Annotated in this window: 18 protein-coding genes, 1 tRNA gene and 1 pseudogene; 11 read left to right on the top strand and 9 right to left on the bottom strand. The window is 37.7% G+C overall.

Features of this window, described 5'->3' with window-relative positions; translation table 11 throughout:
• Positions 1-172 precede the first annotated feature (172 nt).
• Positions 173-955 (top strand): ATP12 family chaperone protein, encoded by a 783-nt coding sequence (locus CER18_RS03830; RefSeq protein ID WP_100128773.1) that lies wholly within the window; start codon positions 173-175, stop codon positions 953-955.
• A gap of 10 nt (positions 956-965) precedes the next feature.
• On the opposite strand, the gene CER18_RS03825 is transcribed toward CER18_RS03830, so the two are convergent.
• From CER18_RS03825 to uvrA, 4 genes are all read right to left on the bottom strand, one after another.
• Positions 966-1,511 carry a hypothetical protein gene (locus CER18_RS03825; RefSeq protein WP_100128772.1) on the bottom strand — a complete coding sequence of 182 codons (546 nt, stop codon included), beginning with the start codon at positions 1,509-1,511 and terminating at the stop codon, positions 966-968.
• 155 nt (positions 1,512-1,666) lie between these two features.
• Positions 1,667-3,076, bottom strand: a complete 1,410-nt coding sequence (gene glnA, locus CER18_RS03820; protein WP_100128771.1) for a type I glutamate--ammonia ligase — start codon at positions 3,074-3,076, stop codon at positions 1,667-1,669.
• Between the two features lie 58 nt (positions 3,077-3,134).
• A complete protein-coding gene (locus CER18_RS03815) occupies positions 3,135-3,473 on the bottom strand; it encodes a P-II family nitrogen regulator (RefSeq protein ID WP_015856528.1) in 339 nt (112 codons plus the stop codon).
• Between the two features lie 1,028 nt (positions 3,474-4,501).
• Positions 4,502-7,417 carry an excinuclease ABC subunit UvrA gene (gene uvrA, locus CER18_RS03810; RefSeq protein WP_100128770.1) on the bottom strand — a complete coding sequence of 972 codons (2,916 nt, stop codon included), beginning with the start codon at positions 7,415-7,417 and terminating at the stop codon, positions 4,502-4,504.
• Positions 7,418-7,748: 331 nt separating this feature from the next.
• Here uvrA and ssb point away from each other — a divergent pair, with 331 nt between their 5' ends.
• The 5 genes and pseudogenes from ssb (at position 7,749) to CER18_RS03785 (ending at position 12,931) form a co-directional block, all read left to right on the top strand.
• Positions 7,749-8,252 carry a single-stranded DNA-binding protein gene (gene ssb, locus CER18_RS03805; RefSeq protein WP_100128769.1) on the top strand — a complete coding sequence of 168 codons (504 nt, stop codon included), beginning with the start codon at positions 7,749-7,751 and terminating at the stop codon, positions 8,250-8,252.
• Between the two features lie 229 nt (positions 8,253-8,481).
• Positions 8,482-11,265, top strand: a complete 2,784-nt coding sequence (gyrA, locus tag CER18_RS03800) for a DNA gyrase subunit A (RefSeq protein WP_100128768.1) — start codon at positions 8,482-8,484, stop codon at positions 11,263-11,265.
• A gap of 24 nt (positions 11,266-11,289) precedes the next feature.
• A pseudogene (coaD, locus tag CER18_RS03795) lies at positions 11,290-11,809 on the top strand (pantetheine-phosphate adenylyltransferase).
• On the top strand, positions 11,799-12,401 hold the full coding sequence (locus CER18_RS03790) for a peptidylprolyl isomerase (RefSeq protein WP_100128766.1): 603 nt from the start codon (positions 11,799-11,801) through the stop codon (positions 12,399-12,401). Before coaD ends, CER18_RS03790 begins: the two are co-directional and overlap by 11 nt.
• Positions 12,402-12,418: 17 nt before the next feature.
• The gene (locus tag CER18_RS03785) at positions 12,419-12,931 is read left to right on the top strand and encodes a peptidylprolyl isomerase (RefSeq protein ID WP_100128765.1); all 513 of its coding nucleotides are present in this window, start codon (positions 12,419-12,421) and stop codon (positions 12,929-12,931) included.
• A gap of 99 nt (positions 12,932-13,030) precedes the next feature.
• On the opposite strand, the gene CER18_RS03780 is transcribed toward CER18_RS03785, so the two are convergent.
• Positions 13,031-13,240 (bottom strand): hypothetical protein, encoded by a 210-nt coding sequence (locus CER18_RS03780; RefSeq protein ID WP_100128764.1) that lies wholly within the window; start codon positions 13,238-13,240, stop codon positions 13,031-13,033.
• A gap of 841 nt (positions 13,241-14,081) precedes the next feature.
• On the opposite strand from CER18_RS03780, the gene tgt reads away from it, so the two are divergent.
• Together tgt and CER18_RS03765 are read left to right on the top strand one after the other, a co-directional pair.
• Entirely contained in the window at positions 14,082-15,200 is a 1,119-nt protein-coding gene (tgt, locus tag CER18_RS03770) for a tRNA guanosine(34) transglycosylase Tgt (protein WP_100128762.1), read from the top strand.
• Between the two features lie 1,212 nt (positions 15,201-16,412).
• Positions 16,413-17,612 (top strand): MFS transporter, encoded by a 1,200-nt coding sequence (locus tag CER18_RS03765; RefSeq protein WP_100128761.1) that lies wholly within the window; start codon positions 16,413-16,415, stop codon positions 17,610-17,612.
• 43 nt (positions 17,613-17,655) lie between these two features.
• On the opposite strand, the gene CER18_RS03760 is transcribed toward CER18_RS03765, so the two are convergent.
• The 3 genes from CER18_RS03760 to CER18_RS03750 form a co-directional block, all read right to left on the bottom strand.
• Entirely contained in the window at positions 17,656-19,089 is a 1,434-nt protein-coding gene (locus CER18_RS03760) for an MFS transporter (protein WP_100128760.1), read from the bottom strand.
• Between the two features lie 115 nt (positions 19,090-19,204).
• A complete protein-coding gene (locus tag CER18_RS03755) occupies positions 19,205-20,419 on the bottom strand; it encodes an NADP-dependent isocitrate dehydrogenase (RefSeq protein WP_100128759.1) in 1,215 nt (404 codons plus the stop codon).
• Positions 20,420-21,190: 771 nt separating this feature from the next.
• Positions 21,191-21,265 (bottom strand) — tRNA-Glu (locus CER18_RS03750).
• A gap of 1,309 nt (positions 21,266-22,574) precedes the next feature.
• On the opposite strand from CER18_RS03750, the gene CER18_RS03740 reads away from it, so the two are divergent.
• Positions 22,575-23,891: a homoserine dehydrogenase gene (locus CER18_RS03740; RefSeq protein WP_100128757.1), complete on the top strand. Its 1,317-nt coding sequence runs from the start codon at positions 22,575-22,577 to the stop codon at positions 23,889-23,891.
• A gap of 135 nt (positions 23,892-24,026) precedes the next feature.
• Positions 24,027-25,013, top strand: a complete 987-nt coding sequence (gene glpX / locus CER18_RS03735) for a class II fructose-bisphosphatase (RefSeq protein ID WP_100128756.1) — start codon at positions 24,027-24,029, stop codon at positions 25,011-25,013.
• A gap of 109 nt (positions 25,014-25,122) precedes the next feature.
• Here the strand turns inward: glpX and CER18_RS03730 are convergent, their stop codons facing one another.
• Positions 25,123-26,229, bottom strand: a complete 1,107-nt coding sequence (locus CER18_RS03730) for a branched-chain amino acid aminotransferase (protein ID WP_100128755.1) — start codon at positions 26,227-26,229, stop codon at positions 25,123-25,125.
• 288 nt (positions 26,230-26,517) lie between these two features.
• On the opposite strand from CER18_RS03730, the gene CER18_RS03725 reads away from it, so the two are divergent.
• Complete coding sequence (locus CER18_RS03725; RefSeq protein ID WP_100128754.1) at positions 26,518-26,793, top strand: hypothetical protein; 276 nt, start codon at positions 26,518-26,520, stop codon at positions 26,791-26,793.
• Positions 26,794-26,838: the final 45 nt, after the last annotated feature.

Here is a 26,838-nt window from a genome sequence, read left to right as displayed (position 1 = left end):
GATCCAAGATCATTGTCTTGTTTGTTCAATAAAGGATATATTTTAAAATCAGATTTGGATTGGTAAGACTTTTTTCTTTCTTTAGGATAGAGAAAGAAATCAGTTTAGCTTTAATCAGATATATAGAGCTTTGAAAAACCGTCGTTTTTTGAAATATCAGAGGTGAAGCAATATGCGTGAAATTTTGAATCGTTTTGATAGACCCTTAAATAAAAAGAGTTCTGTTCAGGAGAATCAAAATTTTTCATGCCAATCACATCCCAAACGGTTTTATAGACAAGTGAAGATCGCTTGTGAGGAGGGTGGCTTTACAATTTTATTGGATGAACGTTCCGTTAAAACGCCTGCAAAGCGCCCTTTTCTTGTGCCAACGGAAGTGTTTGCTAAATTCATTGCTCACGAGTTTGAGTGCCAAAAGCACGTTATTGATCCAGCAAAAATGCCGATGACGCGTCTGGTTAATACTGTTATTGATGGTATCGCTGATGATATGCAGGTTGTTTTTGAAGATTTATTGCGTTTTGTTGCCTGTGATATGATCTTTTATCGTGCACAAACACCTAAAGAGCTGGTGCAAAAACAATCTGAACAATGGGATCCTTTATTAGATTGGGCAGAAGAAAAACTGGGGGCACGGTTTTATTTGACGGAAGGGTTGATGCATGTGGAACAATCATCAGAAGCCATTCAAGCCGTGAGCAATTATTTACGTAACGTTGAGTCTCCTTATATGCTTGCTGCACTTCATATGATGACAACCTTAACAGGGTCTGCTCTTATTGCTCTTGCGGTTGCTGCGGGAAAAATTGATGCAGATCATGCTTGGTCTATTGCCCATTTAGATGAAGATTGGATGATGGAACAATGGGGAACGGATAAAGAGGCAATGGCACACCGTACTCATAAAAAAGTTGAATTTAATGCTGCTGTTACAATTGTTACAGCTTGTTTATAAGTTTTTTTCATTACAGTATTTTTGTGATTTTTTGCGGATTGATTTTTACTTTTTCAAGTCCAGGAAAAACTTCATCGATTATATTTAAGACTGTCTCGTCATTCCCTCGGATAAAATACCATTGGTCATTATGAAGTAAGGCAATAATCTCAGTTTGAATAGAACATTTTTTCCCAACATTTGTTGTGGTTACAAGCTCCACGGGTATAACAAAATAGGGAATGCCATTATCTAGTGTACCGTCACGTTTTTGTTTTTGGTCGATGTGGATACTTTCAATTTTATAACTTTCTGCTAACTGTTCGATTTGGCTTTTCATGATTTGCCGAAATTGTGATTGGCTAAGATTTTTTTTGGCGGTTAAGCTGTTGATGATTTCGGGAGGGATAGCATTTAAGATGGCATCCGCATCGGCATTTTTAAGTGCTGTACTATAAGCAGATGTCGCTTTTTCAAGGGCGGTAAGTTTGGGGGGGGTAATTGTATGTGCTTGAGTTGTTGATGTGATAAGGGCAATGCGTAAAAGAATGGAAACGAGAAAAAAAATCCGCGGCATTAGAAACCTTTGTTAATTAATCTGAGAGATTCAAAATGACTATAAAGGAAAAGTAGATAAGCTAAAAGCCTCTTACACCCTTGCACGAGAAGAATATCCACAAAAATGGAGGCTTTTGCCTCCATTTTAAAAATCAAAAGAATGGGTATGATTGTTTAAACAGAATAGTACATATCAAATTCAACGGGATGGGGCGTTGTTTCGTAACGCAAGACTTCTTGCATTTTTACTTGAATGAAGGAATTAATCTGATCATCATCAAAAACATCACCAGCTTTAAGAAAGCCACGATCTTTGTCAAGCGCTTCAAGTGCTTCACGCAGGCTTCCTGAAACGGTAGGGATTTCTTTGAGTTCTTTTAAGGGAAGATCATAAAGATCTTTATCCATAGCATGTCCAGGGTGAATTTTGTTTTTGATTCCATCAAGACCAGCCATTAAGAGGGCTGCAAATGCTAAATAAGGATTTGCTGTTGGGTCTGGAAAACGAACTTCTACGCGTTTTGAATTTGGTGAAGAACTCATTGGAATACGGCAAGATGCAGAACGATTACGTGCCGAATAGGCAAGAAGGACAGGCGCTTCATAACCAGGAACCAAACGCTTGTAGGAGTTTGTGGATGGATTGGTAAAGGCGTTGATTGCTTTTGCGTGCTTAATGACACCGCCGATAAAGAATAAACAGGTTTCTGAGAGTCCGGCATATTCATTGCCGGCAAAAATGGGTTTGCCATCTTTCCAAATAGACATGTGAACGTGCATACCTGAGCCATTGTCACCAAACACTGGTTTGGGCATGAAAGTTGCTGTTTTTCCATAACTGTTTGCTATTTGATGGACGACATATTTAAAAATTTGCATCTTATCCGCTTCACGAACGAGCGTATCAAAACGAATACCCAATTCATGTTGACCCGCTGCTACTTCGTGATGGTGTTTTTCTACCTGTACGCCCATATCTTTGAGTGCTGTGAGCATTTCAGAACGCATGTCTTGGCAGGAATCAACAGGGGGTACAGGAAGATAGCCTCCCTTCATTCGTGGGCGATGCCCTAGATTGCCTGTTTCATATTCTGTATCATCATTGGAGGGAAGTTCACTTGAATCGAGTCTAAACCCTGTGTTGTAAGGATCCGTTTTATAGCGCACGTCATCAAAGATAAAAAATTCTGCTTCAGGACCTATATTGATTGTATCTCCAATCCCTAAAGATTTCATATAAACCTCAGCCCTTTTAGCGATAGAACGAGGATCCCTACGATAAAACTCGCCAGAGACAGGATCAAGGATATCACAAAATATGACCAAAGTAGACTGAGCAAAAAAAGGATCAATATGCGCTGTTTTGGGATCAGGCATTAAAACCATATCAGATTCATTAATTGTTTTCCAACCCGCAATTGAAGAACCATCAAACATAACACCATCACTAAAGGTATCTTCGCTGATCTCTGCGATGTCCATTGTAATGTGATGCAATTTTCCTCGTGGATCAGTAAAACGTAAATCAACAAAACGGATTTCGTTGTCTGCAATCTGTTTGATAATATCTGATGCGGTTGTCATATTCAATTTCCTTAATATGGCGTTGAGGGTGATAAAAGATGAATTTTTCGTTGTATATTCAAAGAGCATCGATCCCAGTTTCGTCAGTGCCTATACGAATGGCATCATCAATGGAAAAGACAAATATCTTTCCATCTCCTATATGTTTTGTTTGCGCTGCTTTACGTATTGCATCAACAGTTTGTTCTAGTTTTTCATCGGATACAACAATTTCAATCTTTACTTTAGGCAGAAAGTCAACAACATATTTTGTACCACGATAAAGTTCTGTATGTTCCCTTTGACGACCAAAACCTTTCGCTTCTGTTACGGTAATACCATGGAGTCCAATTTTTTGAAGCGCTTCTTTTACTTCATCAAGTTTGAAAGGTTTTATAATGGCTTCAATTTTTTTCATGCTGAAATTATCTCCAACGTTATTTTGTCTTTTTAGACTGCATCACATTATATTGACAACTGTAAGATGTCCAATAGATACTTTGTGCACAAAAAGTCGAAAACAATGATACTCTACGCTCTTGGAGGAGCGTTTTTTTGTAGAATAAAGGGCAATGCTGCTGTTCTGGAAAAAATCTTACGCTTCTTTATACAGAATTAAAATAATATAATAGGAAAGTTTTGTTTCTTTTTTTTAAATAATAGGTTGATTTATAAGGATAATTAGACGTTTCTCATATTGAAGAAGAAATTCGAGTAGCGTGAGATCTTTTTATCGTCAATCAATTAAAATGATATCTTTGTGTATTCTCATCGTACGAGTGTGTGGATAAAATAAAAGAGAAATAAAAAAGCCTATAATGAAAGGTTCTCAAATACAAGAGCTTTAGTAGAAACTGAGAGCTGGCAAAGTGTGTGATGGTGCTGGTTTGCATCTTCGTAAAAGCGTAAAGATGGTGGTATACAATAATCGAGTGACCATTATATCATTTACAGGGGATGCCATGCAATGAGCTTGGAAGTATTGAGAAATATTACTTTGAAACAAGCGTCTGGAATTGGCAATACAAATATTCCGTTTAGGAAATTCTGTCTGTTCGTGAGGACCGTGATCTTGTTAAAGAATGCGATAAATGAAAGCGTGAAGCAATGGGCAATCTTCATTGTAGGATCTTGCTATGGATACTTTTGAAAGTCGTTAAGGTAAATTAAAAGGAGATGGGAAAGATGACAACTTTTTTATACCTTTCAAATTTCGTATTTTTTTCAAATTAGGTTGTCTGATCATTTTAGATATAAATAAACAGAGAAGAGATATGCAATTATGCGCGCATTCTTATTTGGCAATACGAAAACTGAAACAGCTTATGCTAAATCGTTTCAGTCTTGTTTCAAACAGGCTATTGTACTGGAATGAGAGGTTAATTTACAGGTAACAATAAAAGTACAGGCTTTATTTATGTGCTGTATTTTCAAGGGGTAGACTTTTTAAGCGTTAGAATTGTGGAGAGATTGGCGCAGTAAAACGTCTTTTAGAAATTTTCCCGTATAGGAAGCGGGAACTTTAATAATGTCTTCAGGGCGTCCAATGGCAACGATTTCTCCACCGCGATCTCCACCTTCTGGTCCTAAATCGATAATCCAGTCGGCTGTCTTGATAACGTCAAGGTTATGTTCAATGACGATGACGGTGTTGCCTTGCTCGACCAGTTTATGGAGTACTTCAAGAAGTTTAGAAATATCATGAAAATGTAAGCCTGTTGTTGGTTCATCCAAAATATAGAGTGTCCGCCCTGTTGTTTTGCGTGAAAGTTCTTTCGCAAGTTTTACACGTTGTGCTTCCCCACCAGAAAGTGTGGTCGCTTGTTGTCCTACTTTTATATAACCCAATCCCACTTTAATGAGGGTCTCCATTTTATTATGAATAGCGGGAATAGCGTGGAAAAATTCCTCTGCCTTTTCGATTGTCATATCCAAAATATCAGCGATAGAATGCCCTTTGAATTTTATTTCTAGTGTTTCTCGATTATAGCGCTTTCCTTTACAGACATCACAAGTCACATAGACATCTGGTAAAAAGTGCATTTCAATTTTGATGACTCCATCACCTTGACAGGCTTCACAGCGTCCTCCTTTAACGTTAAATGAAAAACGCCCAGCTTTATAACCACGGGCTTTTGATTCTGGAAGTTCGGCAAACCAGTCACGAATCGGTGTAAAAGCGCCTGTATAGGTTGCGGGGTTAGAGCGTGGGGTGCGGCCAATGGGGGATTGATTGATATCGATGACTTTATCAAGAAACTCTAATCCTTCAATTTTATCGTAGTGGGCAGGGCTGTGATGACTGCCCATGATCTGATGTGATGCTGCTTTGAAAAGCGTTTCAATGAGAAATGTTGATTTTCCTCCTCCAGAAACACCGGTTATGCATGTGAAGGTTCCAAGAGGGATATTCGCACTGATATTTTTAAGGTTATTGCCTTTGGCGCCGATGACTTTAAGGATTTTCGATTGTGATATTTTGCGTCGCTCAGTTGGCATTCTAACAGCCATTTTTCCTGAAAGATATTGGCCTGTGAGAGAGGATGGATTCTCGATAATTTCTTGCGGTGTTCCTTGCGCTATGATTTTACCACCATGAACCCCTGCAGCAGGACCCATATCAACAACATGATCTGCTGTGAGAATAGCATCTTCATCATGTTCAACGACAATGACGGTATTGCCAAGATCGCGCAAATGGCGTAGCATTTCCAAAAGGCGTTCATTATCACGTTGATGTAAACCGATGGATGGTTCATCTAAAATATAAAGGACGCCTGTAAGACCAGAACCAATCTGGGAGGCTAATCGAATACGTTGGCTTTCTCCCCCTGAAAGGGTTCCTGAGTTTCGAGATAAGGTAAGATATTCCAGTCCTACATGATTTAAAAAAGCTAAGCGTTCGCGAATTTCTTTTAAAATACGTACAGCAATATTACGTTGTTTTTCCGAGAGATATTGATGGATATTGGCAAACCAATCATCTGCTTTTAGAATAGAAAGGTCTGATATTTGCCCAATATGCATCCCATGGATTTTCACAGCAAGTGCCTCTGGTTTTAAACGATAACCGTGACAGGCTGGGCAAGGTGAAGAAGACATATAACGCTCAATTTCTTCGCGGGACCAAGCAGAATCTGTTTCTTTCCAGCGTCTCTCCATATTGGGGATGATACCTTCAAAAGGTTGAGTCATTTTATGCGAACGAGAATCATTTTTGTAGATAAAGGAGATTTCATTTCTTTTTGTACCGTAAAGAATAGCTTGTTGTGCTTCATCAGAGAGTTTACACCATTGATCTGTGAGTTTGAAACCGTAAGCTTTTCCTAATGATTCTAAGGTTTGACGATAATAAAGTGAATCTGATTTAGCCCAAGGGGCAATGGCTCCGTTTTTTAAGGTAAGGTTTTTATTGGGCACAATTTTCAGTGGATCCATTGCCTTTTTGATGCCCAGTCCATCGCAAAGAGGACAGGCTCCAAAAGGATTATTGAACGAAAAAAGGCGTGGTTCAATTTCGGGGATAGAGAAACCGGATACAGGGCAGGCAAACTTTTCTGAAAAAAGAAGCCGTTTGTGTGTATCATTTTTTGACTTATGAGCCGATTCTTTTGTTGTTTCTTTTTGTGCCAAGGGCTGGTCTGCCATTTCAGCAATGGCAAGTCCATTTGCTAGTTGTAAACAGGTTTCTATACTATCAGCCAAGCGAGAGATGATATCCTTCTGTACAACAATGCGGTCTACCACGACATCGATGTCGTGTTTATATTTTTTATCAAGAGGTGGAATATCAGGGATTTCATAGAATTTTCCATCAACTTTAGCGCGTTGAAACCCTTTTTTTAAAAGCTCGTTTAGCTCTTTTTTATATTCTCCCTTTCGTCCTCGCACCAAGGGGGCCATAATAAAAATTCGTGTACCTTCTGGTAAGGACATAATTTGATCTACCATTTGGCTTACCGTTTGGCTTTCAATAGGGAGACCTGTAACAGGGGAATGAGGAATACCAATACGTGCAAAAAGGAGACGCATATAGTCGTGGATTTCAGTAACAGTGCCGACCGTTGAACGAGGATTGCGGCTGGTTGTTTTTTGTTCAATGGAGATGGCTGGGGAAAGGCCATCGATACGGTCGACATCGGGTTTTTGCATGACTTCCAAAAATTGGCGTGCATAAGCCGAAAGGCTTTCGACATAGCGGCGTTGTCCTTCAGCATAAATTGTATCAAAAGCTAAAGATGATTTTCCTGATCCAGAAAGTCCTGTTATAACAATAAGTTTATCACGAGGTAGATCGAGATCAATATTTTTAAGGTTATGCTCACGTGCACCACGAATGGAGATATATTTTTGATGAGTCATATTTTATCCTTGGCATATGTGATAAAAATTAAGCCTTTAAAATGGAATAAAACTGTTTTTTTAGAATTACAACGTGTTTAACTACTTTAATGCAGAAAGAAGGTATGGGTTTTGTGAAAAGAAAAATACAAATGAGCAGCTTTTTATTCTCTAGTGATGGAATAAACTATGCGTTGTTGTCATATTTTGTTATAATTATACGGATCCAATATTGGGAAAGGATAGCAATATCCATATTGAAGGTCAATTACAGACGTGTAAATTGAAGGTCAAGATGGTCATAACTGTTATGTAAAGACTATTTTACGATTAAATTTTTGGAGTTTATGCGATGGCTGGTAGCCTTAATAAAGTTATTTTGATTGGTAATCTCGGGGCAGATCCTGAAATCCGCCGTTTGAATTCTGGAGATCAAGTGGCAAATTTGCGTATTGCTACTTCGGAAAGTTGGCGTGATCGGAATACAAATGAGCGAAAAGAACGCACCGAGTGGCATAATATTGTTATTTTCAATGAGAACCTTGTCAAAGTTGCAGAGCAATATTTAAAAAAGGGGAGCAAAATTTATATTGAGGGGCAGTTACAGACACGGAAATGGCAAGATCAAAATGGAAATGATCGTTATACAACAGAGGTTGTCTTGCAAAAATACCGTGGTGAATTACAAATGCTTGATGGGCGTGGGGGGGCTAGTGGGGAGCAAGGAGCAGGTGGGGGTAGTTACAGTGGTGGTTTTGCAGAGAGTAGCTCAAATCAGAGAAATACTTTTGGCCAAAATAATAGCCAAGTGGGAGAAAGTTTTTCTCATAAATTAGATGATGACGTCCCTTTCTAAGAGCCTTTATATTCCAGTATTACGCGTTCTTTATAGTTTGTCTGTTCAAATTTTTGAAGTTTAGCGAAGTGGAAACTGTTTATTATTATTGATGATTCCTAATAGGAATGAGTAACATCTTGAAAAATATTGTTAAATTTCTTTTTTGTTATGGGAGAGAAATTAGCATTTTGCTGTATTTTTCGATATAAACAAAGTGAAATGATTCTTTTTTGAAAGTTTTGAAATTGTGACTGATCTTACTCCACAGCCAGAACGTGATGTGCTGACCGGTATTGAACCAATCAGCATTATTGATGAAATGCAACGCTCTTATCTCGATTATGCGATGAGCGTCATTGTTTCGCGTGCACTCCCTGATGTCCGTGATGGTCTTAAACCTGTTCATCGACGTATCCTTCATGCTATGAATGAGATGGGGCTTGTTTTTAATAAGCCGTATCGTAAATCTGCTGGTGTTGTTGGGGAGGTTATGGGAAAATTCCATCCCCATGGTGATGCTTCAATTTATGATGCTTTGGTACGTATGGCGCAGGATTTCTCTTTGAGAAACCCATTGATTGATGGGCAAGGGAATTTTGGTTCCGTTGATGGTGATCCTCCTGCGGCAATGCGTTATACAGAGTGTCGTTTAGAAAAAGTTTCAGAAGAGCTTTTAGCTGATATTGATAAGGATACTGTTGATTTTCAGGATAATTATGATGGGCGTGAGCGTGAACCGGTTGTCTTACCAGCGCGTTTTCCCAATCTTTTGGTGAACGGATCAGGGGGAATTGCTGTGGGAATGGCAACCAATATTCCACCCCATAATCTTGGCGAGGTTGTTGAGGGTTGTATTGCTTTGATTGACAATCCCGATATCACACTCGATCAAATAATTGAAATTATTCCCGGTCCAGATTTTCCTACAGGGGGGATTATTCTCGGCCATTCTGGTGTCCGTTCAGCTTATGAAACTGGGCGTGGCTCAATCATTATGCGCGCTAAAGTTGATATTGAAGAAATTCGCAGTGGTCGACAGGCAATCATCGTGAGTGAAATTCCTTATCAGGTTAATAAGGCAACGATGATTGAGAAAATGGCTGAATTAGTGCGTGATAAACGCATCGAGGGAATCTCTGATTTGCGTGACGAATCTGATCGTGATGGATATCGTGTTGTTATTGAGTTGAAGAAAGATGTTGTTGCGGAAGTTGTTTTAAATCAATTATATCGTTATACGCCGCTGCAAACTTCTTTTGGTTGTAATATGGTTGCGTTAAACGGGGGAAAACCTGAACAAATGACGTTGCTTGATATGCTTCGTGCATTTGTTTCTTTTCGGGAAGAAGTTGTTAGTCGGCGAACAAAATATCTTTTGCGTAAAGCGCGTGAGCGGGCCCATGTTTTGGTTGGTCTTGCTCTTGCTGTTGCCAATATTGATGAAATCATAGCGCTTATTCGCAAAGCTCCTGATCCGCAGACAGCACGTATACAATTAATGGAGCGGCGCTGGCCAGCGATGGATGTCGCACCTTTGATTAAACTTATTGATGATCCTCGTCATATTATTCATGAGGATGGTACTTATAATCTCTCTGAAGAACAGGCGCGTGCTATTTTAGAATTGCGTTTGCAACGGTTGACAGCTCTTGGGCGTGATGAAATCGCTGATGAATTGAATAAAATTGGCGTGGATATTGCTGATTATCTTGATATCTTGGCATCGCGTCTACGCATTATGCGTATTGTTAAGGATGAATTGAGTGCTCTTCGTGAGGAATTTGCAACGCCACGACGTACCGTCTTTGGTTTTGGTAGCGCTGAGATGGAGAGTGAAGATCTGATCGCGCCAGAGGATATGGTGGTAACGGTGAGCCATAGTGGCTATATTAAGCGCGTCCCTCTTAATACCTATCGTGCACAGCGCCGTGGTGGTAAGGGACGTTCTGGTATGTCCACAAAGGATGAGGATTTTGTAACGCGGTTGTTTGTTGCCAATACGCATACTCCGGTTCTTTTCTTTTCATCACGTGGGATTGTTTATAAGGAAAAAGTTTGGCGACTACCGCTGGGGACACCGCAATCGCGTGGGCGGGCTTTGATCAATATGCTTCCTTTACAACAGGGCGAACGCATTACAACGATTATGCCTTTGCCTGAAGATGAATCAAGCTGGAGTGCATTGGATATCATGTTTGCGACAACACGTGGGACAGTGCGTCGTAATAAGTTATCAGATTTCGTTCAGGTTAATCGTAATGGTAAAATTGCCATGAAACTTGATGAAGAAGATGAAATTCTTTCGGTTGAAACCTGTACAGAACATGATGATGTCGTTCTCACAACAGCCAATGGACAATGTATTCGTTTTCCAGTTTTAGATGTTCGTGTCTTTGCAGGGCGTAATTCTGTAGGGGTTCGTGGTATAAACTTGGCTAAAGGCGATAAAGTCATTTCGATGACAATCTTAGAGCATGTTGAGGCGACGTCTCTTGAGCGTTCTGCTTATATTAAACGTGTGATGAGCGAACGGCGTGCTGCTGGTGCAGATGCTGATGTTGAAGATATTCTTACTCTTGATGAGGAAGATGGGGGCGCTGAAACAGAGTTAACAGATGAACGTTATGCAGAACTTCATGCACGTGAACAAATGCTTTTGACCGTGAGTGAATTTGGTTATGGTAAACGCTCTTCTTCCTATGAGTTCCGGATTTCGGGACGGGGGGGAAAAGGGATTCGTGCAACAGATCCCTCTAAAACAGCTGAAATTGGTAAATTAGTAGCGGCTTTTCCGGTGAGAGCGCAAGATCAAATTATGTTGGTATCAGATGGGGGACAGCTTATTCGCGTGCCCGTTGAGGGAATTCGTACTGCTGGGCGTTCAACTAAAGGGGTGACAATTTTTAATACAGCCGAAGGTGAAAGAGTCGTATCGGTTGAGCGTATTTCTGAACCTGAAGATGATACGCGTTCCTTAGAGGATGAAGGTGCAAAGCATTCTGATACAGTTGGTATGAGCGAAGAAAAATAATTTTGAAGAGGGTGGAGTGAAATCATGAAAATTGCTTTTTATGCAGGTTCCTTTGATCCTCTTACAAACGGTCATCTTGATGTTTTAAAAGGGTGTTTTGTGTTAGCTGATAAGGTGGTCGTCGCTATAGGACTACAGGCGAATAAAAAAACACTCTTTAGCTTTGAAGAGCGCGTTGGTTTTATTACGCAGGTAGGGAAAGATTTGTTTGGTGCAGATTCTGATCGGTTGCAGGTTCTTTCATTTAATAACCTTCTCATTGAAAAGGCGCGTGAAGTTGGTGCTTCATTTCTTATTCGCGGGTTGCGTGATGGGACTGATCTTGATTATGAAATGCAAATGGCAGGGATGAATGGCATTATGGCTCCTGAATTGCAAACTGTTTTTTTGCCAGCAAGCGTTTCTGGACGTGCGATAACGTCTACATTGGTCCGTCAAATTGCCTCTATGGGAGGGGATGTGACACCATTTGTGCCGCCCAATATTGCACAGGCTTTGCGTTCGAAATTCCATTCTGTTAGGGGAGAATAATTGTGTCTCGTAGATTTTTGGCTGTTTTGATATGTGTTTTTTGTTTTTTTTCATTGCGCGCTGTTGCTGATAATTCTAGCTTAGTAAGTTCAGCAAGTGATGCGAGCCTGCTTGTTTTATCTCTCAAAGATGGTGATGTTATTATTCGTCTACGTTCTGATTTGGCGCCAAAACATGTTGTGCAAATCAAAAAACTAACAAAAGAGGGGGCTTATGATAATGTTGTCTTTCATCGCGTTATTCCTAGCTTTATGGCACAAACTGGTGATGTAAAATTTGGAAAAAAAGGCAGTAGAGATTTTGATCTGAAACGCGTTGGTATGGGAGGTTCAAATTATCCCAATATACCGGCTGAGTTTTCAAAGCAGCCGTTTAAGCGGGGTACGGTTGGGATGGCACGTTCACAAGATCCAAATTCAGCTAATTCTCAATTCTTCATTTGTTTTGATGATGCTGCTTTTTTAAATGGTCAGTATACGGTTGTTGGAGAGGTTATAAAGGGGATGGATGTTGTTGATAAAATTAAAAAAGGCACCGCAAGTAATAATGGAACTGTAACAAATCCTGATGTTATTTATGCCGCCACTTTACAAATTGAGAGATAAATCAAAGGAGTTTCCATATGGCTGAGTATAAAAATCTAGAGAATACTTTGATTCTTGAAACAACAAAGGGCAGAGTTGTTATTGAGCTTTTTGCTGATTTAGCACCTTGTCATGTTGAACGTATTAAAGAACTGGTCCGTGAAGGTGCTTATGATAATGTTATTTTTCATCGCGTTATTGATGGTTTTATGGCGCAGACTGGTGATGTGCAATTTGGAAAGAAGGATGGTGAAAAATTTAATTTATCACGTGCGGGGATGGGTGGTTCAGAAAAACCAAATTTAACAGCAGAATTTTCAAATCTGTCTCATAAGCGTGGTACAGTTTCTATGGCACGGAGTCAGAATCCAAATTCGGCTAATTCGCAGTTTTTTATTTGTTTTGCAGATGCTCCGTGGCTTAATCGTCAATATTCCATATGGGGGCAGGTCGTTGAAGGTATGGAAAATGTCGATAAAATTAAGCGCGGCGAACCTGTTATCGATCCTGATGCAATTACCAAAGCTGTTATTGCTGCGGATGCAGAATAGTATGATGGTACGCGTTTCAATTGTAAATTGTTAAAAGGAAATACCCTTTTCTGATCAGTAAAGGTGTACGGAGCTCCTTTATAGTATCATGCTTATCTGTCATATTCTCGGAGTCAAGAGTTTTCCATTATTCTCTTCAATCTGATCTTCACGAATATGGCGCCAAGGATTTGTATAAACAGCTGTTAGGATAAGAAAATGCAAAAAGGTTAGGGGGGGCAAAGTTTTTTGTAAAAAATCCGATAATTTCTCTTCGATCCATTGCCGGTCTCTTAATGGTTTTATGATGTTACTTTCCTGAAAAAGCACGTGCTTTTTTGCCGCTTATATATCAACATCCAATCTTAATGCAGCAGCATGTTTGAAACATATATTGAGACAGATAAGAGCTAGGGAAACGCCATCATAAAATTTTCCAGCTTCCAATATTACAGTAGAATTTTGGTATTTAAGGCTCTGCATAAAAAGCATTTTAATTTTTTGATTCAATGCATTATCTTTAATGTCTGCTCTTTTAAAAAGATTGATGAATCTATCCATGTGACGATATAAGGTGAGGTTTTGTGATGGATCGTTACATTATATTTTTAACGTTATATTGTGAAAATATATGTGCAAGAAATTAAAAATAAAAAATATGATCTTTTCTATTTTCAGATAAAATGTAGCAAAGATAGGAAGGGGGCGTGAGAAAAACTCTGAATAACTTTATAGATAAGTTGCATTATATATCAATGCATTAGTTTATAATGATAATTTATTATTTTGAACATTGAATGAGAATTCAGAATATTGGAAGTTGTGCAATGTGATTAAAATTTTTTTATTCGTACAAAATTATTGCTTATGAAAGTACGTAAAGATGAGATTATTGGAGATAATAATTTTACAGTTCTATTAAGGCTTTGGTGCGTTAAAAATCAATATTTGAAGTATGATATTTTTGCCATTTTCTAAAGTCAGATTGTTTCTTTATTATGGTGATTTCTTAACAACAAATGTTCTTTTAGCTCGTTTAATTTTTTATGCTGGTTACAATATCGATCGAATCAACAATTAATTTAATAAAGTTTATGACAATGCTCGTAAGGGAGGTGTCTTTTTTCTTTCTATAGAGATATGCATTGATGAAATCAAAAAGACGATAGTGATGATAAAGACATTTCATTATAGAAAAATTGCTCAAGATGGATATGCACGTCGAGGTGAAATTATTACTGGACGGGGGTGTGTTCGTACACCTGCTTTTATGCCTGTTGGGACAGCAGGAACCGTTAAGGCTATGTATATGGACCAAATTCGTGATCTTGGAGCGGATATCATTTTGGGGAATACTTATCATTTAATGTTACGTCCAGGAGCTGAACGTGTTGCACGTTTGGGGGGATTACATGAATTTTCACGCTGGAATGGACCTATTTTAACCGATTCTGGTGGTTTTCAGGTTATGTCATTGGCGGGCATCCGAAAAATTACCGAAAAAGGKGTGATTTTTCGCTCTTACATTAATGGAGCCTACTATGAAATGAGTCCAGAGCGTTCTATCGAAATTCAAGGACTTCTTAATGCGGATATCCAGATGCAGTTGGATCAATGTATTGCATTACCGGCTACGGAAAAAGAGATGGAAGAAGCTATGGAACTTTCATTGCGGTGGGCACAACGTTGTAAAAAAGCTTTTGGTGATCAACCAGATAAAGCCTTGTTTGGAATTGTTCAAGGCGGTGATAATATGAAACTGCGTGAACGTTCTGCTCAAGCATTAAGAGAAATGGATTTAAAGGGCTATGCGATTGGAGGACTTGCTGTTGGTGAGCCACAGAGTGTTATGACAGCAGTGTTGGATGCGACTTGTCCAATCTTGCCAGAAGATAAACCACGCTACCTTATGGGAGTGGGGACACCTGATGATATTTTACAAAGTGTTGCGCGTGGTGTTGATATGTTTGATTGTGTTATGCCAACGCGTGCAGGGCGTCATGGTTTAGCTTTTACGCGCTTTGGGAGAATTAATTTGCGTAATGCACGTTACGCAGAAGATCCTCATCCTCTTGATCCACAGTCACTTTGTCCGGCTGCAAATGATTATAGCTGTGCTTATTTGCATCATTTGATCAAATCTGGTGAATCTCTTGGTGGTATGTTATTGACTTGGAATAATCTTTTTTATTACCAACAATTGATGCAAGGAATTCGTGATGCCATTGAAGAAGGCTGTTATGCTGATTTTTGCGCTGAAACGCGTGCTCTGTGGGCACAAGGGCGCTAAAATATTATTCATCTAATACTGCGTTTTATTTGTTATTGAATTTGTTTTTTACTTACAAATTTTACGCAAAATGAAATTATAAATATCTTCCCAAAATATAAAATTGCACTATCTTAAAGTGTAAAAGTGCTACTTTTATGGGGCATACATTTTTTTGTAATTATCATACAAAACAGAAACTGTTACTCCGGTACGCGCTACCTGATCCGGAGAAAAACAGTTTGTTTCTGTTTCTGATGACTGTTTAAAGCAACAATGTTAATGAGGCGTTAGCGAACTCTTAAAGAAGTATGAAAATTGTATTTTTATGAGTTCCTTTGTGTTTTTTATTGATAAAGGTAAAAAATGTATTACCTAAACAAGAATAGATAAATTATTAGAAAATTAAAAGAATAATAAAGTAACATTATATTTAAAAATGTTATAATTTTACATTTTGTTTTTAAAATTTTAGTATAAGTATATTTAAAATATAGTTATAATTTTATTAAATATCATTAATATTTTAATCATAAATTATTATATTTATTTTATGCTCTATCTATAAAATTTATATGAAAAAAAGCATAATAGATTACGTGAATATTTTAAATTTATAGATAGTGAGTTTGATAAAAAACTATTTTATGTTTTTCCATCTATAAGATGAGATAGGGCTGAATATCTCTAGAATAGGACTATTTAATCAATGGAGAAATCAAGCACTATTTCATGAAAACTTAAAAAAACTCTATGATAATGCATAAGGATGGCGTACGCGTTGAAATTATAGCTTATCGATTTGGAGAGTGAGAATTCAGGTAATAAAAGCAAAGAGATAATAAATTGTGGAGAATCTTTATACTTGTATCAAGATAATGATGAGATATTACTTACCCGTTTGGAATGCATTCTTTGATAAATTTTAGAGTTGTTTATAGTGTGCGCTACATCATTCTAAAATAAAAATTTTAGGGGAAAATTGAAACGACTGAAAAGAAGAGACAGAGTTTATTATCTGGCAGGGCTCATAAAAATAGTTGAATACATTTATAACCGTTAGTTTTTTAAGATCCTTCATTAAAGAATTTTACTGAGAGCTCCATAAAGTGCTTATAGATGTTTCTAAAACTTTATTGGGAATGATTTGGCATGTGCGTAACAATGTTTTAAATTTTTATTTTTACGTATTACAGATATCTACAGCTAAAAATCTTATCCAGAAGTGATGATATGAAGGATTCTCATAAACAAAACATTCTTGCATTGGGGATTGATTCGAGAATACGGCGTTTAGCAATTTTAGCTCTTGCAGTGGGAAGCTTTGCTATTGGGACTGCAGAGTTTGTTGCAATGGGGCTCTTACCAGAGATGGCGAGAAGTTCATATGTTGATATTCCTATTGCGGGTCAATATATTTCTGCTTATGCATTAGGGGTTGTGATTGGAGCACCTCTTTTAGCTATTGCGACAGCTCAGATATCACGCAAAACTGTTTTGATAGGATTGATGCTTTTTTATGCCTTAGCAAATATTGCGAGTGCTTTTTTTTCTGATTTTAGCATATTAGTCGTATTACGTTTTCTCAGTGGTCTTCCCCATGGAATCTATTTCGGACTTGCAGCTATGGTTGCCTCTTCAATGGTGGAAATGAATGAACGTTCTAAAGCTGTTGGATCTGTTATGCTTGGCTTAACCATTGCAACTGTTTTAGGAGCACCAGGGGCTACTTGGATTGGTCAACTTATTGGTTGGCAAATTGCTTTTATCCTTGTGGGGATAATTGCTTTATTGTGTTGTTTTCTTATTTGGAATTTTTTGCCTTCCGATTCAAGTTCTCCAAGAACGAGCCCCTTACGCGAAATGGGGGCATTAAGGCAAAAGCAGGTGTGGCTTCTTTTGGCAATGGTTTCTGTGGGAGCTTCAGGATTGTTTTCTGTTTTCACGTATATTAAGTCAACACTCATGCACATTTCTGGTGTTTCGCTTGAATGGGTGCCATTTATCATGCCCTTAGTTGGATTGGGGATGGTGGCAGGAAATCTCTTGGGGCCTAAATTGGCTATTAAAATAGGCATTTCGCCGATGATATTTTTTTCTATGCTTTGGAGTGTATTTGTTTTTTTTCTTTTTTTCTTTTTATCCTATGCTCCGTTAACAGCAGCAATAGGATGCTTTTTTGTTGGGACTTCTTTTGCTTCTATGCCTTCTATACAAACAAAAATTATGGATGTTGCACGACAGGGACAGATTTTGGCAGGAGCATTAATGCAGTCTGCTTTTAATATTGCCAATGCTCTTGGTGCAGAAATTGGAGCATTGGTTTTAAAATTGGGTTATAGTTATGAGTATACAGCTGTATTAGGGAGTATTCTAACTTTGTGTGGATTAATGATTTTTTGCGTCTCATGGTCCATGGAGAAGCATGCTTAATATTGTTCTTTTGGGGATGAAGAAAGAATTTTTATATTTATTGTTAATTCTTGGAATGTTCTGTTGGGGTTGGTTTTTTTAATATGCAGTAAGAAATGCGTAGCGCTAATGGAATAGCAAGACAAAATAAAAGCCCCATGAGCACCATAAGAAGCGTTTTTGCCGCTAAGATCATTCCGATTGTTCCTCCAGGATTAAAAAGACCCGCAAGATTGGTGATGACTCCCGCCAGAGTTGCACTTAAGGCGGCTGAAAATAGCTGTACAGAGGTGAGGGATTCACTGGCACGAAGAGCATCTTCATCATTTGCACATTGTAAGACCCTTGTGAGCAAATGTGGCCACGCTATACCCGCACTGATCCCAATAAAAAATAGTGCTAAGCAAATAATAAAAATATATTGGAGTGTGGAAACTTTTGTTGGAATGAGCCATAAAAGAATAGTAATGCCTAACAGTTTTAATAAGGGGGAGTATACGATGATATTGCGAATTTTTTTTGCGGAGACACCAACACTTGAGAGGGCTCCACATGTCCATCCTAGGCTCATAAGTGCGGCTATATAGCCAGCAACAAGTGGCGCTTGACCATGAAGCTCTTGAAGAAAGAGTGGAAAATAAAGTTCCATACTATATATGACTGTTGTCATAACAAGTATCAATGCGTAAACAGGAAAAATTTCAGAAGAAAAAGAAAAGGTTTTGTGTGGCAACATAGGATGAAGGGAGGATGATTCAATTTTTGCTAGAACAAAAAGAAGACTAAGTCCGATAACGAGCCCGCAAATTTTTGCCATTGTTGACTCCATAGCTCCTCCAACAGAAATGATAGAAATCAATAAGGTGAGTGTGAGAAGCTGGAGAAAAGGGAGAGGGGATATTGGAACATTATTTTCATTCTTTTTGGGTAAAAATTTAAAAGCGATGAGTGAGAAGAATATAGCGAATATGCCAATGATCCAAAAGGATGCTCGCCATAAGCCATAATATACAGAAAGTCCTCCGATTGCTGGTCCCAACAAGGTCGATATTCCCCACATTCCGGAAATAACACTTAATGCGTGTGACCATAAAGATGGGCTGAAAACAATGCGTACCATGGAATAGGATAGGGATAACAAAGAACCACTTCCAAATCCTTGAATAAGGCGTCCTATTAAAAATAATGGCATAGATGAAGAAACGCTGCACAGAAAAGTTCCGATGGTAAAGATAAGTCCAGAGATAACATAAGCGTTACGAGGACCTAATTTCCCTAATATTGTTGTCGCAAGCGAAGTCCCCACGAGTGAAGCTGTAATGAAGACAGTTGCTACCCAAGAATAATATATCTCGCTACCAATATGATTCATAAGAGAGGGTAAAATAGTAATAACAATATAAACGTTGGTGGCGTGCAACACAACTCCGCCTGTAAACGTTAAAAAACAAGCACTATTTTTACCCAATAAAAGCGCAGACCAGCTTTGTTTTTTCACTGTTTTTGCTGTTCAATAAAAATTACTCTCTTTTTACTTATAAGGCAGTTTTTTAAATTTTCCAAGAAAAATTCAAAGCTCTACATAGAGCTTTGAATTTTAATTAAATTATTTCTTAATTGCCCATTGCTTTTTTGAGATTTTCATCAATTTTATCGAGAAAACCTGTTGTAGAGAGCCACTTTTGTTTAGGTCCGATTAAAAGTGCAAGGTCTTTGGTCATAAAACCTTCCTCGACAGTTTTAATACATACTTCTTCCAATGTTGAGGCAAAGCTTTTTAATTTTTCATTGTTATCTAGTTTGGCACGGTGCGCTAGTCCCCTGGTCCATGCAAAAATAGAGGCAATAGAATTGGTTGAGGTTTCTTCACCTTTTTGATGCTGACGATAGTGACGTGTTACGGTGCCGTGTGCAGCTTCTGCTTCAACAATTTTACCGTCTGGTGTCACGAGAACGGAAGTCATAAGACCAAGAGAACCAAAACCTTGGGCAACAATATCAGATTGAACATCACCATCATAGTTTTTACATGCCCAAACATAGCCACCCGACCACTTTAATGCAGAAGCAACCATATCATCAATGAGACGGTGTTCGTAAGATAATTGACGGTTTTCAAATTCATCTTTGAATTCTGTATCAAATATCTCTTGAAAGATATCTTTAAAACGGCCATCGTAAGTTTTTAGAATGGTATTTTTTGTTGAAAGATAAACCGGAACATTCCGCTGTAATCCATAATTAAAAGATGCGCGGGCAAAATCACGAATTGACTCATCAAGATTATACATCGCCATGGCAACCCCTGCGCTTGGGGCATCAAAAACATTATGTTCAATAACTTGATTATCATCACCAACAAATTTAATAGTTAATTTCCCTTTGCCTGGAAATTTAAAATCTGTTGCCTTATATTGATCACCGAAAGCGTGGCGTCCAATAATAATTGGCTTTGTCCAGTTAGGAACAAGGCGAGGGACATTTTTACAGATAATGGGTTCACGAAAAATGACTCCTCCTAAAATATTGCGGATGGTACCATTAGGCGACTTCCACATTTGTTTTAGGTTAAATTCTTTAACACGTGCTTCATCAGGTGTGATGGTGGCACATTTTATACCGACCCCATATTTTTTGATAGCATTGGCAGAATCGATCGTTACCTGATCATTGGTTGCATCACGGTTTTCGACGGAAAGATCATAATATTTGAGATCAATGTCGAGATAGGGATGGATTAGTTTATCTTTGATATATTTCCAGATGATACGAGTCATTTCATCCCCATCGAGCTCAACAACGGGGTTTTCTACTTTGATCTTTGCCATTAGAAGTCCTTTTTCTTTTAAGTGATACTACTTTATAGCACTTTCAGGTTTATAATGAAAAGTAAAAACAAGGGAAAAAGGCATGTAAATATGGGTGTTAGAATATATGATCAATAGAGTGTAAAATTTTATTGAAGAGTTTAATTTTTGAAAAGAAGTGATGTGTTTGCAAACCTATAATCATTGTATAATTGATAAAAATCTGTTTCATTGATAAAATAAGTCGATCACGAGGGAACAAGGGGATGTATTTTTATTATCAAAGTTTCCATTTAACTCTTTGATAAATTGATCGTATTCTAAATTATGGTTTCTTGAATTGTTCTCTTGCGTGAGGAATCCTCTATTTTTCGATCGCCTTTTGATTCTAAAATTGCGGACTACTTGTTTATAGAAAAATTTAATATGATACAAAGGCTCTGTAATGAGGAATGATTCATCTAAAATGCCGCTGTGGGAGCCAATTTCAATTTTGAAGGTTGAAAAAGATGGATAAAGAACATAGCTGATTTTAATGTAAAAATTAACAGCATATGCATGAATTCACGTTATAACGAGCTAGAGCTTTCTAATTTATTTTGTTGCTATTAATTGTGCAAAGCAAAAAAAACTATCCTTGAAATGGAACAAATAAATTAATCACAGGGTGATTCTTGAACCCTTTTTACGAAGGGTTTCTCTAGAAATGCTATTCCCTTACTTTTACTATAGCACCCCGTACCTTAAAAAATATGAATAAAACGAATATATTATATAGAAGAAAATGAATGATGGTACGCCCAAGGGGAATCGAACCCCTGTTTCCGCCGTGAAAGGGCGATGTCCTAACCGCTAGACGATGGGCGCAAACCAATAATGAGGCTTATAGAGAGGATCTTTTTACTTCGCAAGCCCTCTGGGGCATTTTTTTTGAAAAAAGTGTGCTTTATTGAATGATTTTTGAGTGTTTCTTGTTTGGATCATTCTATTTTCTAAGATTCTTTGTAGAAAAAATATGAGGTTATCATGAGGGATAGAAAGTTTTGCTGCAAACATTATATTTAGTGAATGATATTTTTGTTCGTTTTTGTCTCATGCTTGCACATATGAATATTTTTTAACTTGCTTAAGAGAGCTTTTATACAAGAAGGCTGCTCATTTGAGCTTGTTATAAATCAAAACCGTATAATTTATGAAGTAGAAAGCCATATTTATGAGCAAGTTAACAACTAGCGCGAATCATAAAAAATTTCTTTTGAAGTATAAGCCATAGTTTTCGTTTCATTTCACAAGAAGAAGGTCTGTATGGTAAAATTAAAAAATAATGGGGAAGGTTTTATAAAATATCTTAAAAATTATTTTTTCTCAACTTTGCTTTTACATGATTGTAAGAACTTTAAATGCTTTTTATTTGTTCTTTTGCATCTTTCGAAAGTTATTTATTTGAAAATAAATCAGTGTAAGTAAAGAGTTGATTAAGGTTTTTTGTCCTTTCAATTCGTTCGTTTTCAAAGGGATAGCAATAAATTAAGGTAAAATATTCGAATTTTACAAATTTATTCTCAATATTTATAATGTGTTAGGATTATGCTGTAGATACATGAGTTTTTGTTTTTTACTTTAATGTAAATTCTGTTTTTATATAGGGGAACGTTAAGAGTTTTGCATTAAAGAACGATAATTTAAGCTATATAATGGTAGGAAGGAATGTGGTATTATTTACTAATCTACTTTATTTTTTCCATTTTCTTTACGTATCATATGAGAGAATGTTTTTTATTTAATGTTTGCTGATTTAGAAGAGATGTTTTTTTCTATCAAACTTTCAATATTCCTTTGCGTGTTATTGATTGTTTTTGAGAGATTTTTTTCTATCCTTTGTTGATAGAGTTTACTTTTTAAAAACAAGGCAGTTTTTTGTGGTAGCTCGCATTCATTCGTTTTGCAGATTTTCATTCTAAATTAGATTTTTTTATAAAAGTTATGAAATCTTTGAAGAAATAAATATTTGTATTTTTAGGAATTTTGCTTGAATAGGCAGGGATAATTCTATTAGAAAAAATGAAAGTGAAGAGAGCAGAGGGGCTTTTGTCCTGATAGTATCAGTATTCTTTGTGTTGAGTGGCACATCATTTAAATGATTTTTCAATTAGAGATAGGGATCAGTGGTTAGATAATGGCAGAAGCTTTAAAAGTTGGTGTGGCGGGACTTGGTACGGTTGGTACTTCAGTTGTTCAAGCTCTATGTGAAAAAGCGAATAGTTTGGCTTGTCAATGTGGGCGATTCATCAAAGTCATTGCTGTTAGTGCGCGCGATAAAGGCCGTAATCGTGGAATTGATCTAAGTGGTATAAGATGGTTTGATTCACCTGTAGAGATGGCTGCTTTTGATGAGATTGACGTTTTTGTCGAGCTGATTGGTGGTGAATTGGATATTGTGTATACTGCTGTTAAAAGGGCGCTTGAGGCAGGACACCATGTTGTGACGGCCAATAAAGCTCTTCTTGCTCGATATGGAGTAGAGCTGGCTATAATTGCAGAACAAAAGGGTGTTTTTCTTCATTTTGAAGCAGCTGTTGCAGGGGGAATCCCTGTTATTAAAGCGATGAGAGAATCACTGGTCAGTAATCACATATCGCGGATTTATGGTATTCTCAATGGAACCTGTAACTATATATTAACACGCATGTTTACGGAAGGTCTTTCCTTTAAGGATTGTTTAGCAGATGCACAGAGACTTGGTTATGCTGAAGCAGATCCAACTTTTGATATTGAGGGAAATGATACGGCTCATAAATTAGCTTTGTTGACAAGTTTGGCATTTGGGACAGCTGTTTCGTTAGAGGATGTTTATGTTGAAGGAATTCATAATATTTCACAAATTGATATCCGAGCGGCTGATGAATTGGGGTATCGAATTAAGCTTTTAGGGGTTGCATTAAAAACGGATTCTGGAATAGAGCAACGCGTTCATCCAACAATGGTCCCAACATCCTCAATGATTGCACAGATCAATGGTGTAACCAATGCTCTTTCTATTCAAAGCGATTTATTAGGTGAACTACTGTTTTCTGGTCCTGGCGCTGGAGGAATGGCAACAGCATCAGCCGTTATTGGTGATTTGGCTGATATAGCAAAAGTGCGTTCTGGTTTTCACTATGCTCCTGTTTTAAGACGTCCAGCATTAGAACTTTCTCCTCATAAAAAAGCACGTATTTCACATCATGCAGGTGGTTATTTTATTCGTTTAAATGTTCATGATCGTGCTGGTGTTTTTGCTGCGGTTGCAAAGCATATGGCTGATAATCACATTTCATTAGAGTCGATTGTTCAAAGGCCTTTTGTAGAAAATCAGATTGAAAAAACGATTATTTTAATCACGCATGAAACAACAGAAGTGAATGTACGACAGGCACTTGCAGAAATTGAAAAAGATGGACTTCTTGTGGCAAAATCTCAATTCATTCGTATTGAACGTATGGCAGAGAATTGATAACTTATCTTGATAAGACAAACTTGAATATTTTTATCTCTTGTGGAAAGTTTTCATCTTTGCCAAAAACTTTATTCTTAAGGCTTAATAAGGACTCATATTTTTTCTGGTATTCATTCGGTAGGATTTTTTCATATGCCCACAACTCAGAAGATTTTAAATGGACTTGATCGTATTTTGACACTTGAATTGGTTCGTGTTACTGAACGCGCTGCTGTTGCTGCTGCGCGCTGGCGTGGACGTGGCGATGAAAAAGCTGCAGATCAAGCAGCTGTGGATGCAATGCGGCGGGAACTTAATCGATTGCCAATTGAGGGTACAGTGGTGATTGGTGAAGGTGAGCGGGATGAAGCGCCTATGCTCTATATTGGAGAAAAAGTAGGTCTTCAAAATGGACTGGCGATCGATATTGCACTTGATCCACTGGAAGGAACAACACTGTGTGCTAAAAATCTTGCCAATTCTTTGGCAGTGGTTGCAATTGCTGAAAAGGGTAATCTCCTTTATGCTCCTGATGTTTATATGAACAAAATTGCTATTGGTCCTGGTTATCCAAAGGGAGTGGTCGATATAGATGCTTGTCCTACCGATAATATTCATGCTCTTGCTAAGGCTAAAGGAGTGGCGGTTAATCAGATTACTGTTTGTATTATGGATAGACCGCGTCATGAAAAATTGATTGATCAAGTGCGAGCGACAGGGGCATCGATTCGCTTGATTGGTGATGGAGATGTTGCTGCTGTTATTGATACAACTAATCCAGAAGAAACAGGTATTGATCTTTATATGGGGATTGGTGGAGCGCCAGAGGGTGTTTTAGCATCCGCTGCTTTGCGCTGCATTGGAGGACAGATGCAAGGCCGTTTGCTGCTTGATACAGAAGAGAAAATTTCTCGTGCAGCCAAGATGGGGATTAGTGATCCCAATAAGGTTTATACAATGGAAGAAATGGCAAAGGGTGATGTTTTGTTCTCAGCAACAGGGGTAACAGATGGTAATATGCTTTCTGGTGTTAAATTCACGCCTCGCTACATTCAAACGGAAACTCTAGTAATGCGTTCTCATACGGGTACAGTTCGTAATATCAAAGCACAGCATAAAGATCATTCAAAATTTGATTAATGTTTTTTTGTTATTCCTAAAAAATAGAGAGATCACTTTAGAGCGTACGCTTCCATGAAAATCGATCTATCTTCATGGAAGCATTTATAGATGTAAAAACATTGTTTTATTATGAGAGCTGGACAGAATGCACCCAGCCATTTTGATCTTTTATATTCCCTTTTTGAAGATCAACCAATTGTGTCCGAAGTTGCTTTGTGACTTCTCCAACTGTTTCATTTCCGATAATAAATTCCTCTCCTTTATATCTGAAACGGCCGATTGCTGTGACAACGGCTGCTGTACCACAAGCAAAAACTTCTTTAAGATATCCGCTCTTTGCATCTTCTTGAAGCGATGCAAAAGAATAAGGACGCTCTTCTATCGTTAATCCCATTTGTTTTGCCAACTGTAAAATTGAATGACGCGTTATTCCTGGAAGGATCGTTCCATTAAGGGGAGGGGTTACGAGTGTATTATTTTCCATAATAAAGCAGACATTCATACCGCCAAGTTCTTCAATCCATTTATGTTCAACCATATCAAGGAAGAGCACTTGGCTACAATCATTTTCAGTTGCACTTTTTTGTGCAAGTAAACTGGCTGCATAGTTGCCACCACATTTGGCAGCACCCGTCCCTCCTGGGCCAGCACGACTATACTCTGTTTCAATCCAGACGCTAACAGATTTTTCTTCTCCTTTGAAATAGGATTCAACTGGAGAGGCTATGATACAAAAAAGATATTCTTGAGAAGGGCGAACGCCTAAAAAGTTTTCATTGCCAAACATGAATGGACGGATATAGAGGCTAGCGTTGGGATGATCAGAAACCCATTTTTGATCAACTTTTACTAATTGATGAACGGCATCCAGAAAAATATTTGTTGGTAATTCTGGCATGGCTAAACGTTTTGCTGACTCTATAAACCGTTGTGCATTGGCATCAGGACGGAAGAGCAAGATGCGTCCGTCTTTTGCACGATATGCTTTTAAGCCCTCAAAAACTTCTTGTCCATAATGCAAAACAGTACTTGCAGGATTAATTTCTAAAGCTTTATATTGAGAAATAACGGCGTTATGCCAGCCTTTGTCTTCAGTCCATTGAACAGTACACATATGGTCTGTAAAAAATTGACCAAAACCAGGATTTTTTAGAATTTCTTCACGTTTTTCTTCTGACAAAGGTGATGGGTGCTTTTCTATTTTAAAGGGAAGTGAGGATACGGGAGATTTCATAAAAAAACCTTTTGAGAATGTTTTATTTTTTTATTAATAAAAATAATGAGATATTTTGGTTATAACTCTATTATTAGCAAAACCTTTGTGTCAATGTTTTATTATAGAGAATTCAAAAACTGTGGTAGATATTTTAATTCTCTTCTCAGCTCTTTTTTCTGACTTTATGAAGTAAACTGGAACCTTTATCTCTCTTTATCGTTTTTTCAAAATAAGTATCTGAATAATTTCATATATGCATATTTTCTTGAAATTTAAAGGTAAGGGAATTGAGAAAAGGAATCCACAATGATTGATAAAAATTATCACACATATGAAGAACGTATGGCTGCCGAGCGAAAAGATCGCGAACAGCGTGTTTCAATCGCTAAGGGTATTTTTGCTATTCTTCTTGCGCTGTTTATTATCTGGTTTATTTTTGGTTTTTTAGGATCTTTTTTTGCAAAATCTCCTGAACATAGTTCACGCTATAATACTCCAGAAACAAACCAGACCATAACAACGCCCCAAAAAGATTTAAATTCACCCCCTCCTGTACCTTATACCTATAAGAGTACGCAGTGATTTTTTCGTAAACACAATCTTTTAAATAAGGCGAAAATCAGCGCA

This window comes from Bartonella tribocorum, from assembly GCF_002777915.1.
Lineage (GTDB): Bacteria > Pseudomonadota > Alphaproteobacteria > Rhizobiales > Rhizobiaceae > Bartonella > Bartonella tribocorum_A.
This window is presented reverse-complemented; position numbering and strand designations above follow the sequence as displayed.